This is a genomic window from Pedococcus sp. P2_E2, from assembly GCF_056403955.1.
In genome coordinates, this window is the sequence record NZ_JBFUEM010000003.1 from 62,334 (window position 1) to 76,656 (window position 14,323).

At 69.1% G+C, this 14,323-nt stretch carries 8 protein-coding genes; all 8 read right to left on the reverse strand.

The features are described from left to right. Positions 1-11: 11 nt before the first annotated feature. The 8 genes from AC1DWR_RS08555 to AC1DWR_RS08590 all read right to left on the reverse strand — a co-directional run bounded on the left by AC1DWR_RS08555 (position 12) and on the right by AC1DWR_RS08590 (position 14,228). Complete coding sequence (locus AC1DWR_RS08555) at positions 12-1,145, reverse strand: glycosyltransferase family 2 protein (protein WP_477624251.1); 1,134 nt, start codon at positions 1,143-1,145, stop codon at positions 12-14. Positions 1,146-1,193: 48 nt separating this feature from the next. Continuing rightward, positions 1,194-8,027 (reverse strand): DUF4082 domain-containing protein, encoded by a 6,834-nt coding sequence (locus tag AC1DWR_RS08560; protein ID WP_477624252.1) that lies wholly within the window; start codon positions 8,025-8,027, stop codon positions 1,194-1,196. Then, positions 8,024-9,016, reverse strand: a complete 993-nt coding sequence (locus AC1DWR_RS08565; RefSeq protein WP_477624253.1) for an NAD-dependent epimerase/dehydratase family protein — start codon at positions 9,014-9,016, stop codon at positions 8,024-8,026. The genes AC1DWR_RS08560 and AC1DWR_RS08565 overlap by 4 nt, the downstream gene beginning before the upstream one ends. Beyond that, positions 9,013-10,107 (reverse strand): Gfo/Idh/MocA family protein, encoded by a 1,095-nt coding sequence (locus AC1DWR_RS08570; protein WP_477614678.1) that lies wholly within the window; start codon positions 10,105-10,107, stop codon positions 9,013-9,015. The genes AC1DWR_RS08565 and AC1DWR_RS08570 overlap by 4 nt, the downstream gene beginning before the upstream one ends. 131 nt (positions 10,108-10,238) lie before the next feature. After that, positions 10,239-11,798 (reverse strand): sugar transferase, encoded by a 1,560-nt coding sequence (locus AC1DWR_RS08575; RefSeq protein ID WP_477624254.1) that lies wholly within the window; start codon positions 11,796-11,798, stop codon positions 10,239-10,241. 334 nt (positions 11,799-12,132) lie between these two features. Next, entirely contained in the window at positions 12,133-12,789 is a 657-nt protein-coding gene (locus AC1DWR_RS08580) for a NeuD/PglB/VioB family sugar acetyltransferase (RefSeq protein WP_477624255.1), read from the reverse strand. Positions 12,790-12,848: 59 nt separating this feature from the next. After that, the gene (gene pth / locus AC1DWR_RS08585; protein WP_477624256.1) at positions 12,849-13,451 is read right to left on the reverse strand and encodes an aminoacyl-tRNA hydrolase; all 603 of its coding nucleotides are present in this window, start codon (positions 13,449-13,451) and stop codon (positions 12,849-12,851) included. 84 nt (positions 13,452-13,535) lie between these two features. Further along, positions 13,536-14,228 (reverse strand): 50S ribosomal protein L25/general stress protein Ctc, encoded by a 693-nt coding sequence (locus AC1DWR_RS08590; RefSeq protein WP_477624257.1) that lies wholly within the window; start codon positions 14,226-14,228, stop codon positions 13,536-13,538. Positions 14,229-14,323 lie beyond the last annotated feature (95 nt).

The following is a 14,323-nucleotide window of genomic DNA, read 5'->3' on the forward strand; positions in this document are numbered from 1 at the left end:
CGTTCCTCGTGTCATGGCGTGGGCCTCATCGCGCTGAGCGCGGGGGCGGCCGTGAGCCCTTGGTGCTTCACGGCACGGTTTCTCAACCACCACCTGCGGAACTGCTCGCCGAAGGACTGTTCGCCCCGGCGCTGCCACCAGGACTCCGCCTTGCGCGCGGCCGCGGCCGGGAGCACCAGGGGTTGGAGGTAGGGCATCATGCGCGTTCCGATGCGCCGTCGCAGCTGCAGGCTCTGGTAGACCGGGAGGGTCCTCGCCGCCGGCCAGCAACTCACAGCAAAGGCCATCAGGTCGTCCACGGGGGTCTCGGAGACGCGTCCCTTGTCGTAGGCCCGTGCAGCCGCCAGGAGCGCTTCGCGTGCCAGCTTCCGGTGGACGAGCTCTGACAGCCGGTCGGCGTCCACGACGTCCGGGCCGATGCTCGCCAACGCCGACTCGTAGGCCAGTCGGTACTGGTAGAGCGTCGGCAACGGGGTGTAGGCGGTCGACATGTTGCTTCCGTGCCGCCGGTAGTAGGCCTGGTCCACCCCGTGCAGGTAGCCGACGTCGGCCCGTGCTGCCAGGCGAATCCACATCTGCGTGTCGGCGAGGTGGGGCAGCCGCGGGTCGTAACCACCCACGCTCTGCTGCAGCGAGGTACGGACGACGACCTCCGGCGAGGACACGCCGCTCTGGGCTCGCCGAAACCGCTCTTCGAGCCACACCTGACCGGGCCACACCGACGAACCGCGCAGGGTGGCCCGGGCACGAGGCAACGGAGCGGCGTCGGTGAACCAGAGGACGTTGCCGTAGACGAAGCCCACGTTGGGGTGCGCGTCCAGCAGGTCGGCTGCACGCCGGAGCGCACCCGGAGCGAGCCGGTCGTCTGCCGACAGGAGGACGGTGTAGTCGCCGTCGGCCCAACCCAGCAGTCCCTCGTTGTAGGTGGCGATGTGTCCCCTGTTGGTCTCGTGGACGATCACCTCGACACGTGGGTCGCGAGCAGCGATGTCCAGCGCGACCTCGGCGCTGCCGTCACCGGATGCGTCATCGATGATGAGCACCTTGACGTCCACGCCTGGCTGGTCGTCCAGGCAGCTGCCCACGGCCTCCTCGAGATAGTGGCCGTACCTGTAGCACGGCATGACCACACTGACCGAACTCATCCTCGCCCCCTCGTTCACCGTGTCTCCAGTCGCCGTTTCCTCGAAGACCTATCCGCTCGCGAACACGACGTCGACCCAGTAGTTCGTCGCCTTGAACGAGCTGGACGGGAAGGCGCTGGTGCTGCCGTACCGGTAGACACCGTTGCCACCACTCGTTCCGTTCTTCAAGGCATGCAGCGGAGCACGGTCAACCGCAGCCGAGCTGAAGTAGTTGCTGTCCGCCGCATAGTGCCCCGCCGGGGCGAAGTAGGAGGCGACGTAGATCGTTCCCGCAGTCACGGCCACCGGGGTCGTGAAGTTGACCTGCTGCCAGCCCGAAGCCGTCTCGCCGCTGAAGGTCGCCGAGGCGAGCTTCGTCCCCGCCGTGGTCCACAGGCTGCCGATGTGGGTGCCGGTGTTGGAGGCTCCCTTGTAGAAGCGGATACCGGTGATGGACCCGTTGACGTCGGCCTTGAACTTCACGCCCACCTCCACCGCTGAGGCGTCGGTGATGCTCGCGGTGGCAGGGGTGGCCGTCGCATCCCAGATGGTGCAGGCGGTGCACGTGGAGGACCGCGGAGTCACCGCAGCGGAGACCGCCGAGGCCGGACCTGTGCCGACCGCGTTGGTCGCCGACACCGTGAAGGTGTAGGCCGTTCCGTTGGTCAGCCCGGACACCGTCGTCGTGGACGCGGGCGGGTTGCCGCTGACCGTGACCGGAGTCTGAGCAGTGGTCCCGATGTATGGCGTCACCGTGTAGCTGGTGATGGCGCTTCCGCCGGTGGAAGGCACGTTCCAGGTCACGACCGCCGACGCGTCGCCTGCCGTCGCGGTGACGGCGGAGGGAGCACCCGGCGGTGTCGCCGCGGCGTTGGAGAAGACGACGTCCACCCAGTAGTTGGTCGCGTTGAAGGAGTTCGACGGGAAGGTGCTGGTGGTGCCGTACGCGTACACACCGTTGCCTCCGCTGGCTCCGTTGACCAAGGCGTGCAGAGGACCGGCGTCCACGCCAGCGGTGCTGAAGTAGCCCCCGTCTCCGGCGTAGTTGCCGTCCGGGGCCAGGTACGAGGCGACGTACGTGGTGCCGGCCGTCACCGCGACGGGGGTCGCGAAGTTGGCCTGCTGCCACCCCGAGGCCGACTCACCGACGAAGGTCGCCGATGCCAGCTTCGTCCCCGACGTGCTCCACAGGCTCCCGATGTGGGTGCCGGTGTTCGCCGCCCCCTTGTAGAACCGGATGCCCGTGATGGACCCGCTGATGTCCGCCTTGAACTTCACGCCGAGCTCCACCGACGAGTCATCCGCGACGTCCACGTTGACCGGCGTCGTCGTCGAGGGCCAGAGTGTGCAGGCGGTGCAGACCGTCCCCGCGGTCGGGGTCACGGAGTTCGACGCGGCCGAGTCCGGGCTCGTGCCGATCGCGTTGGTCGCGGACACCTTGAACGTGTATGCCGTGCCGTTCGTCAGCCCGGAGACCGTCGCCGTCGTCGCCGGCGGGTTGCCCGCCACCGTGGTCGGGGTCTGCGCGGTGGTCCCGACGTAGGGGGTCACCGTGTAGCCGGTGATGGCACTGCCACCGTTGGACGGCGCCGTCCAGGTCACCGACGCGGACGCACTGCCTGCCGTGGCACTCACGCCAGTCGGTGCCGCCGGCGCGGTCGGCGCCGCAGTCGGGGTCACGGAGTTCGACGCGGCCGAGGCGGGTCCCGTGCCGACGGCGTTGGTCGCCGACACCGTGAACGTGTATGCCGTGCCGCTCGTCAGCCCGGACACCGTCGCCGTCGTCGCCGGCGGGTTGCCCGCGACCGTGGTCGGGGTCTGCGCGGTCGTCCCGATGTACGGGGTCACGGTGTAGCCGGTGATCGCACTGCCACCGTTGGATGGCGCGGTCCAGCTCACCGATGCCGAGGCGATGCCTGCCGTGGCTGTCACGCTGGTCGGTGCGGCCGGCGCGGTCGCGGGCGCATTGGAGAACACGACGTCGACCCAGTAGTTGGTCGCGTTGTAGGAGTTGGACGGGAAGGTGCTGGTGGCGCCATAGGCGTAGACACCGTTGCCTCCGGCGGCCCCTCCGTTGACCAACGCGTGCAACGGGTCGACGTCGGTGCCCGAGGCGCTGAAGTAGCCACCATCCGCCGCGTAGTTCCCGTCGGGGGCGAAGTACGAGGCGACGTAGGTCGTGTCAGCCGTCACCGCCACCGGGGTCGCGAAGTTGACCTGCTGCCACCCCGAGGCGGACTCGCCGACGAAGGTCGCCGACGCCAGCCTGGTCCCGGAGGCGCTCCACAGGGTCCCGATGTGGGTGCCGGTGTTCGCCGCTCCCTTGTAGAACCGGATGCCGGTGATCAACCCACTCACATCGGACTGGAACTTCACACCCACCTCTACGGACGAGGGGTCCGCGACGTCCGCGTCGGCCGGCGTCGTCGTCGACTGCCAGAGCGTGCACGAGGAGCAGGTGGGCGCCGCTGGCGTGACCGCCGCGGACGCTGCCGATGCGGGGCCCGTGCCCACCGCGTTGGTCGCCGACACCGTGAACGTGTAGGCCGTGCCGTTCGTCAGGCCCGAGACCGTCGCCGTCGTCACGGGCGGGTTGCCCGTGACCGTGGTCGGGGTCTGCGCGGTGGTCCCGACGTAGGGGGTCACGGTGTAGCCGGTGATGGCGCTGCCGCCGTTGGACGGCGCCGTCCAGGTCACCGACGCCGAGGCGTCGCCCGCCGTGGCCGACACGGAGGTCGGAGCCGCCGGAACCGTGGGCACGAACGGCGTCACGGAGTTCGACGCGGCCGAGGCGGGTCCCGTGCCGACGGCGTTGGTGGCCGACACCGTGAATGTGTATGCCGTGCCGTTCGTCAGCCCGGAGACCGTCGCCGTCGTCGCCGGCGGGCTGCCCGCGACCGTCGTCGGGGTCTGCGCGGTCGTCCCGATGTACGGGGTCACGGTGTAGCCGGTGATCGCACTGCCGCCGTTGGACGGGGCGGTCCAGCTCACCGACGCGGAGGCGTTGCCTGCCGTGGCGGTCACGCTGGTCGGTGCCGCGGGCGCGGTAGCCGCGCTCGGGGTGACGGAGCTCGATGCGGCTGAGTCCGGGCTCGTGCCGATCGCGTTGGTCGCCGACACCTTGAACGTGTAGGCAGTGTCGTTCGTCAGGCCGGACACAGTGGCCGTCGTCACGGGCGGGTTGCCGCTGACCGTGGTCGGGGTCTGCGCGGTCGTCCCGATGTACGGGGTCACGGTGTAGCTGGTGATCGCACTGCCACCGTTGGACGGGGCGGTCCAGCTCACCGATGCCGAGGCGTTGCCTGCCGTGGCGGTCACGCCGGATGGCGCCGCGGGTGCGGTTGCCGCGCTCGGGGTCACGGAGTTCGATGCGGCCGAGGCGGGGCCAGTGCCAGTGGCGTTGGTCGCCGACACCTTGAACGTGTAGGCCGTGCCGTTCGTCAGCCCGGACACCGTCGCCGTGGTCGCCGGCGGGTTGCCACTGACCGTGGTCGGGGTCTGGGCGGTGGTCCCGATGTAGGGGGTCACCGTGTAGCTGGTGATCGTGCTGCCACCGTTGGACGGCGCGGTCCAGCTCACCGATGCGGACCCGCTGCCGGCCTGGGCCGTCACGTTCCCGGGCGCGGCCGGAACAGTCGCGGCGGCCTTCCGGAAGTCGACGTCGACCCAGTAGTTCTCGGAGCGGTAGGTGTTGTTGGGGAAGATGCTGGCGGTGCCGTAGCGGTAGACGCCGTTGCCCCCGCTGACGCCATCCTGGAGCGCATGCAGCGGATAGCGGTCCACACCGGCGGCGGCGAAGAAGTCGTCCTCACCGGGATAGTGCCCGTTGGGAGCGAAGTACGAAGCCACGTACACCGTGCCCGCGGTGACGTCCACCGGAGTGGCGAAGTTTGCCTGCTGCCAGCCCGACGCCGTCTCACCGCTGAACGTGACTGAGGCCAGCTTCGACCCGGCCAGGGTCCAGAGGCTCCCGATGTGGGTTCCGGTGTTGGCCGATGCCTTGTAGAAACGAATGCCCTTGATCTGCCCGTTCACGTCGGACTTGAACTTGACCCCCACCTCGATGGCGCTCGGGTCGTTGTCGTCGGGCAAGGTCGGCGCCGCCGAGGTCGGCCAGATCGTGCAGGGGGCGCACACCAGCTCCGCGGGAGTGACTGCGTTCGATGCCGCGGAGGCGGCACCGGTCCCGATCGCGTTGGTTGCCGAGACCTTGAAGGTGTACGTCGCACCATTGGTGAGCCCGATGACCGTGACGCCCGCGTCCGCATCGGCCGCACTCACCGTCGTCGGTGTCTGGGCGGTCGTGCCGATGAACGGGGTCACCGTGTAGGTCGTGATCGCACTCCCACCGTCCGAGGGTGTGTTCCACGTGACCTTCGCCGAGCCGTCCCCTCCGGTGGCCGTCACGGCGGTCGGTGCACCTGGCGCGGTTGCCGGCCCCGTGTTCGGGCTGAAGGCCACGTCGACCCAGTAGTTCCGGGCACCGGTGCTGGCCGAGGGGAACGCACTCGTGGTCGTGGTGCGGGACACCCCGTTCGTCGTGGAGGACGAGTTGCGAAGCGCGTGGAGCGGGGCACCGTCGAGCAAGCTGTAGGCGTACGGGTTCGGGGACGGGTTGGGGTACATGTACCCGTCGTCCTGTGCCGTGTGCCCCACCGGGGCGAAGTAGCTCGCCACGTACGTGCTGTTCGCATTGATCTGGACGGGGGTGGCGAAGGTGACCTGTTGCCAACCCGAGGCGGTCTCCCCGGTGAAGTTCGCACCCGCCAGCTTGGTGCCCGACGCAGTCCAGAGGTTGCCGACGTGGGTTCCGGTGTTGGTGGTCGCCTTGTAGAAGCGGATCCCCGTGATCGAACCGGACACGTCCGACTTGAACTTGACGCCGACCTCGACTGCCGTGCCACTGCCGGAGTCGCTGCGAGTCGGAACCAGGCCGGCACCGAAGATGGTGCAGGTGCAGCCGACCGTCACGGTCCTGCCGGCTGACGGGGTCTCGAGGTTGCCGCTGTCGTCCACCGCGCGCACCTTGATCGTGGCGTTGGGGTAGCCGTGCACCACCCAGGAGTACGTCCAGCTGGTCGTGCCCGTGGCCATGTGCCACGTTGCCCCTGCATCGGTCGACACCTCGACGCCGGCCACCACGCCTCCCACGTCGGAGGCGGTCCCACTGATCGTGATCTTCGCGCCGTCACCCACGGTCGCGCCGCTTGCCGGTGAGGTGATCGTCGAGGTCGGCGCGGTGACGTCAGTCGAAGCCGTCGCGACCGTCAGCCCGGCGATCACGGCATACGGTTGCATGCCCATGTCGGCGAACAGGTTCACCGTCGCCTGTTGCATGTTCTTGTCCGGCGTGCTGCCCCCGGCCGAGTCCAGGCCGAAGGGCCACTGGACGGTGCCGGAGCCGAAGACCAGGGCACCGCTCGCCGCCCGGTAGAGGGTCAGGTTGTGTGTCGCCGTGGCCGAGGCCTGCGTCGTGCTTCCGTAGTCGGTGAACGACTCGGTGGAGGTGGAGGTGGTCGCGGACATCCGGAAGGTGCCTGCTGGTCGGAAGCCGTTGTCGGAGTCGACGTCCCACTCGTAGCCCAGGGTCCCCGCACCCGGCGCCAGGGTCTGCGTCTGTCCCGTCGTCAGGTTCGCCACCGCGGTGTTTCGCCAGAACCGCAGCTTGGAGTATGCCGCGGGCACCTTGATGTCGGTCGTCCCCGAGTTGACCTTGAAGAGCTGTCCGGTGAGCGCGTTCTGCGGCTTGCCGCCGTCGCCGGGTGGGCTGAAGCGAGGATCCTGCCACGTTCCGGTCCAGGCAACCGGGTCGCTCGGTGCGTCGTAGTGGGTGTCCTTGTAGCAGACGAGGGTGCGGTTGGCCGTGGCGCTGCCGTCGACGCTCGGCTCGAGGCGTGTCTTCCAGAACACCTCGTTGCCGCTGAAGAAGGCCAGGTTGACGCCCGCGTCGCGGGCCGCCTCGACGTTGGAGCGCTGGGTGCCGGTCCAGTACTCGTCGTGACCCACGGACAGGAAGGCCTTGTGCTGGGTCAGGATCGAGGTCGCTCCCGACAGCGACATGTCAAGACCGGAGGTGTACGAGACGTCATACCCGTTGGCCTCGAGGAAGCGGATCATCGGGTACTCGCTGTACATGATCCAGCTGCGCCCCTGGTCGTCCACCGCGGAGGTGAACGGCCGGTTGTAGGAGACCTTCGACGCGCCCTTGTAGGCGGCCGGGTTCCCCGTCGGACAGTTGACCGTGCCGCAGGTGTACAGGCTGTTGCCGCCGTACGTGTTGTAGGCCTGCCAGGTCTCGTCCGAGGTCTGGAACAGCATGTCGGAGTGGCTGGAGTCGTCGCGCACGACGAAGACGATGTGGCTCTCTGCCCCTCCGGTGCCCATCAGGTGCACGATGTAGACGCCGGACACGGCGGTGGCGGGCACGGCCCAGGAAGCGGACACAGCCCAGTTCCCGCAGTCGATCAGCCCGGTGGCGTCCGGGACGCTGACGCAGGTCGGCTGCGTCTGCGGCTGGGTGGCGCTGGGGGTCAGGCCCGCCGCGACCTTGCGTGCACCGTTGCCCTGGTAGTAGCCGAGCCGCAGGACGTCGAAGGTGTAGTTGGTCACGGTCGACTTGATCTTGAACTGGATGGTCTCACCGGGCTGGACGCTCATCTTCGTGGCGAACCCCTGGAGAGTGGCCGAACCCGAGCCACTGACGTCCCAGTCGCTGGAGGGAGTCCCCGTCTTGGTGTTCTCGCAGGCGACGACCTTGATTGGCGCCTCGCACGGTCCGGCGGCCGCCGCGGGGCCTGCCGCCGCCACCAGCACGGGCACGGGAAGCGCGACCATCAGGGTCGCGACCAGCGCGGCGACCCAGCCATTGCGCCGGACCGGCCCTCGGTGGTGACGGCGGTTCATGACCGGACCGTCCGGCCGGCAGCGACAGCCTCACGCTGCGGCTGCCACCACTCGACGAGCTCGCGCAGGCCGTCCTCGAGCTCGACCTCGGCTTCGAAGCTCAGGTCACGCCGGGCAGCGGACGTCGCGGCCAGACGCCGGGTGACGCCGTTGACCGCGCGATCTTCGCCGTGCTCCACGGACAGGTCGGAGTCCATCGCTCGCAGGAGTGCCTCCGCGAGGCCGAGGAGACTGGTCTCGGTGCCACTCGCGATGTTGTAGACACCCTCTCGGACGTCACTCGAGGCCGCCAGGAGGTTGGCCCGCGCGATGTCCCGCGTGAAGACGAAGTCCATGGTCTGCTGCCCGTCGCCGAAGATGAGAGGAGGCTGCCCGTCCGCAATGCGCTCCATCCAGCGGACCAGCACCTCGGTGTAGAGGCCGTGGACGTCCATCCGTGGCCCGTAGACGTTGAAGTACCGGAGGCCGACGTAGTCGAGCCCGGTCATCGCTCGGAAGCTGCGCACCATGCCCTCGTTGAACGACTTGGCGGCGCCGTAGAACGTGTCGTTGTTGTGGTGGTGGTGGCGCTCATCGGTCGGGAACGACTCCGCCAGCCCGTAGACCGAGGCGGACGAGGCGAACACGAGCTTGTCGATGCGGTGCTGCGCCGCCGCCTCCAGCACGTTGAAGGTCCCGTCGACGAGGACCTCGAGGGCGAGCCTGGGCTCCTCGGCACACTGGGTGATCCGGATCGCGGCCTGGTGGAAGACGAGGTCCTTGCCGCGCGTCAGGTCGTGCACCAGGTCACGGTCACGCAGGTCGCCCTCGATCAGCGTCACCGTGCCGGAGGGCATGGCATCCGCCAGGTTCTCGTGGCGCCCGCGCACGAGGTTGTCGAGGACGTCGACGTGCGCCACGCCCGCGTCGATGAGCTGGTCGACGATGGTCGAGCCGATCGTTCCCGCACCCCCGGTGACGAGCACCGTGGCTCCATCGAGGGCGCTCACCACGCACCTGCCGGACCGGCGCCCCAGGCGATCGACGCGAACTCGCGGCTCATCGGCATGCTCACCGGAGCCATGGCACCGGCGCGACGCTGGCTCTCGGACGCGGCCTCGAGCACGGACAGCACCCTGAGGCCCGCACGGCCGTCGGTCAGCGGGGCGCGCCCCTCCGTGATCGCCGCGGCGAACTCACTGGCCATCACGCCGAGCGCCTCGCGCTCCGGGAGGGCGGGTGCGTGCATGTCGCCCAACCGGTAGTTGACGTTGACCAGCCGCTTCTCGGCGGAGTCGGCCGTGTCCGACGTCAGGTCCAGGTCGACACCTCGGTCGTAGATCGCGAGTCGCTGCTGCGGGTTGAGGTCGTCCCAGACGACCGTCTGGCGGCTGCCGCCGATGACCATGTGCCGGATCTTGGTCGGGCTCAACCAGTTGACGTGGATGTTCGCGATGGCCCCGCCGGCCAGCGGCATGGTCAGGTAACCCAGGCAGGACCTGCCGTTGCCGATCGGGTCCGACCCGTGCGCGGACACCTCGAGCGGAGACAACCCCTGCGGGAGGATGAAGTCCAGGATCGACAGGTCGTGGGGAGCCAGGTCCCAGAACACGTCGACATCCGGTCGCACCAGGCCGAGGTTGATGCGCACCGAGTCGACGAAGAGGATGTCACCGAGCTCGCCACTCTGGACCAACGCCCTGAGGTGCTGGACCGCCGGCGTGTAGCAGTAGGTGTGGTCGCACATCAGCACCAGGCCGAGCTCCTCGGCCCTGGCGACCATGCGCTCGGCGTCGAGTCGCGTCGAGGCGAGTGGCTTCTCCACCAGGACGTGCTTGCCCGCCTCGAGAGCGGCGAGCGCCATCCAGCAGTGGGTGTCGGCCGGCGTTGCCACAGCCACCGCGTCGACGTCCGGGCGTGCCAGCAGCGCCTCGAGCGAGGTCTCGACCTCGACCGTGCTGCGGGCGCCAATGACCCGTTCGGCGCGTTCGCGGTCGACATCGCACACCGCGACGAGGTCCCAGTCAGGGCTCCCTCGGAAGCTCCGGACCAAGTTGGGACCCCAGTACCCTGCCCCGACGACAGCGATGCGCAGCGTCATGCGACAGCTCCTCTCGATCCAGCCCGGCCTCTGTGGAAACACTGCACCGGAGTGGGCTGTGGCGACTCGTACTTTTGCGGTAGCCCACTCCTACTGCACCCGTTCGGGTGCGTTCCAGCACGTGCACTCACCTAGTACGCCCCTGTTCCGCGGAAGACCGCTCGGGCCGTGCGGAAGAGGATCTGCAGGTCGAGGGCCAGGCACCAGTTGTCGACGTACCAGAGGTCGAGCCGCAGGGACTCGTCCCACGAGAGGTCGCTGCGACCACTGACCTGCCACAAGCCCGTGAGACCCGGCTTCACCCTGAGCCGTCGCACGGCGTCGGACTCGTAGCCCTGCACCTCGCGCAGCAGCGGCGGACGAGGACCCACGAGCGACATCTCGCCCCTCGCCACGTTGACCAGCTGCGGCAGCTCGTCGATCGAGAACCGACGCAGCACCTTCCCGACCCGGGTCACCCTGGGGTCGGACTTCATCTTGAAGAGGACGACGTTGCCCGCATCGCCCTGCATCTGGTCGAGGCGCTGCTCGGCGTCCACGCACATCGTCCGGAACTTGAGCATCTGGAACTCTTCGCCCCGGGCGCCGACGCGGGTCTGGCGGAACAGCACCGGGCCGGGCGAGTCCAACCGGATGGCCACGGCGATGGCCACGATGCCGGGCAGCGCCACGACCATCAGCAAAGCGGTGAGGCTCTTGTCCACGACCGACTTGACGACCCGACGGGCCCCGGACATCACGGGGCGCTCGATGTGCAGCAACGGCATTCCTGCCGTCGGTCGGATGGACAGGCGCGGACCGGCGACGCCGAGCAGGCCCGGCGACACGACCAGCTCGACGTCACGCTCCTCGAGGGACCAGGCCAGCCGACGCAGCTCCGGCCCGTGCAGGTCCGGGTCGCTGGACACGGCGACGACGTCGGCGTCGAACAGGTCGACCGCAGACATGGCCTCCTCTGGGTAGCCGAAGACCGGCACACCCTCCACCTCGGAGCGACTGTCGCCACTCAGGTCGAGGCCGGAGACGCACGCCGCGACAACGCGCAGGCCCTGCTCCGGCGCCCGCCTGATCTCGCGGATCATGGGCAGCACCGACTTCGCGTTCCCGATGATGACGGTCGCCTGGGTCTCCTCACCGGACGCGCGCCGCCGGTAGAGGTCGCCTCGGACCACCTTGCGTGAGCAGAGGCCGAGGACGAAGAGCGACGAGGCTGCGACCAGGCTGGCCATCCGGGGCACCTGGACGTCCGCCGCATAGGAGAGGAACGCGGCAGCCCCGATGAGGTAGACCGCCGACCGCATCACCGCCCGGTACTCCTCCGGACCCGATCCGGCGAAGCGGCGCTCGTAGCCGTGCGACAGTGCGAGCACCCCGAGCCACAGGACAGGGAGGGCCACCAGGACCACGACCCGCTCCAGGGCAGGACGGTCCTGCATGGCCACCACGGTCGTGAAGATGGCGGTGGCAGCGGCCACGGTGAGGTCGCCGAGGATGGCCCGTCGCCGATAGGCGACGTTCCACGAGAGACGCTTGACAGGCGCTTGAGGCGCTTTCGTCGTCCGGTCGGTCTCGCGCGGCTGCCCCAAGGAGACAGCTCGCCGAAGGCGTCGGGACAGGCCTGTGCCCGTCACCGCCTCGGCGTACTCCGTCATACCCATCTGGTGCCGTCCTGCCCCTGCAATCTCCGCCATGACCCTCTCCCCCGGACCCACCTTCAGAGGGCACCGTAGACCCGCAACGCGGACCTCCGACAGCCCCCAGAGGAGTCATCTGCACCCTGTGAAATAGGTTAAGGCTCAAGGGATTTCGTCAACTACACCGCGCAGGCGAGGGTGGCCTAGACAGGTCAACTACGACGCTGGGCGTAGCCGTCTCATCCGGTTGATGGAGCCGTCTGGGGGCCGTTCGCCCCGCCACCTTCCAGACGGTTCCGACAGCGTCCATTCGCCGTCGTGTGCGATGCGGACACGGCTGCCTGCGGGACCCGACGTGGGGCCCGACGGAAGGCCCGAGACTAGTCAGGGACTAGTCAGTGACCATTTTTTGCTCGCGGCCCAGAGCCCGCGCCGGAACACCCGCCCAGACCTCGCCGGCAGGCAGGTCGCGCACCAGGACCGCGCCCATGCCCAGGGTGCTCTCGGCGCCCACCGTCACCTTCTCGCGGACGCTCGACGCCATGCCGAGGTAGGCGGCGCGTCCCACGCGCACGCTCCCGCCCAGCGTCACCCCTGCGCAGAGGGTGGCGAAGTCCTCGATGACGTCATCGTGTGTCAGCGTGACACCGGGCATCACGACCACGTGGTGTCCCACGACCACCGCCGCTGTGAGGACCGATCCGGCCAGGACGACCGAGCCTGCTCCGATCGTGCAGGACTCGGGCACGGACACGGACGGATGCACGATGGTGGCGTAGCGGTCGTCCCCGATGCCCAGGTCTCTCAGCCGCCCGGCCAGCCGCTCGCGCACCACACCACGTCCGGCGCACAGAACCAACTGTCGATCATCTTGCGCCGCAACGGAATCCAGTCCACCCAGCACCTTGAGCCAGCCGCCCGCCAGCGACCCCCAGCGCGACTCGTCGTCGTCGACGCAGCCCTCGACGCGCACTCCGCAGGCACGCGCGGCCTCGGCGGCTTCCAGTGCGAGGCCGCTTGCCGCGACGAGGATCAGTTCCTTGCCCACCCCGTCACCGTAGATGGACTGCTCCGCACCGCGCAGCCACAACCGTCAGACCCGCGACCTCAGGCCGGGCTGTGGAACTTCTGCTGGGCCGCGACCAGACCGTGCGCGACGACCATCTCGACGGCATCCCCGGCCTCGTCCAGCAGGAACGGCAGCTCCTTGCGCTCGACGGTCCCGAAGTCGCGGAGCACGAAGTCGGCCGGGTCCATCCGGCCCGGCGGGCGGCCGATCCCGACCCGGACCCGCAGGTAGTCCTTGGTGCCGAGGGCCGAGCTGATCGAGCGCAGCCCGTTGTGGCCGCCCTCTCCCCCGCCCTTCTTGAGCCGGACGTCGCCGGCAGGGATGTCCAGCTCGTCGTGGACGACGAGGAGCCGGTCGACCTCCACGGAGAAGAAGCTCATCAGCGCCTTGACCGGTCCACCCGACTCGTTCATGTATGACGAGGGGACGGCGACGACCGCGGCCGGTCCGGGTGCCCCGCCGGGCAGCATGCCTATCCGCACCGTGGCAGCAGCAGCGCGGGCCTTGTGTGCTGAGAGCTTCGAGCCGCTGCGCGAGGCGAGCTCGTCGACCACCATGGCGCCCACGTTGTGCCGGTTCCCGGCGTACTTGGGACCGGGGTTTCCGAGGCCCACCACGAGCCAGGTGCCGTCGTCACTCACGGGGCGCAAGTATGCCGGAAGGCCAGGTCCCCCATGAACCACTCAGGGGACCTGGCCTTCCGGCATACAAAAGGTGAGCGGGACTCAGGCGTCCTCGGACTCGGCCTTCTCGCCCTCGGGGGCCTCGCCCTCGGCACCCTCGGCGGCTTCGCCCTCGGCGGCCTCGGCGTCGCCGGGCGCCTCGTGCTCGATGYCCGCCTCGGCCTCTGCCTCGGCCATCTCGGCGTCCAGCGCCTCCTGCGAGATCTGCTGGGTGATGTTGACGACCAGGGTGTCCGCGTCGACGACGAGGGTGGACCCGGCCGGGAGCTGGAGGTCGGACGCCTTGATCTGCGTGCCGGCCTCGAGGCCCTCGACGGAGACGACGACGTTCTCCGGGATGTGGGTGGCCTCGACCTCGAGCTGGACGGTCTGGGCGTCGACGGTGACGATGGTCTCGGGAGCGGCCTCGCCCTCGATGTGGACCGGGATGTCGACGGTGACCTTCTCGCCCTTGCGGACGACGACGAGGTCGATGTGCTCGATGACCGGCTTGATCGGGTCGCGCTGTACGTCCTTGGCCAGGGCCAGCTGCTCGTTGCCGTCGATGACGATCGTGAGCAGGGCGTTGGCGACCTTGAGGGCCATCATCGTGTCGTGGCCCGGGAGGGTGATGTGCACGGGCTCGGCGCCGTGGCCGTACATGACGGCGGGGATCTTGTGGTCGCGGCGAATCTTGCGGGCAGCGCCCTTGCCGAACTGCGTGCGCGTCTCTGCGACGAGCTTGTTGTCAGACACGGAAATCTCCTGTGCGGTGGGGGACTCGAGGATGCGGTGGGCCTCGACGCGGGGCGCAGCACGGAGACCACACCGCGTCGAATTACGGACGTGAC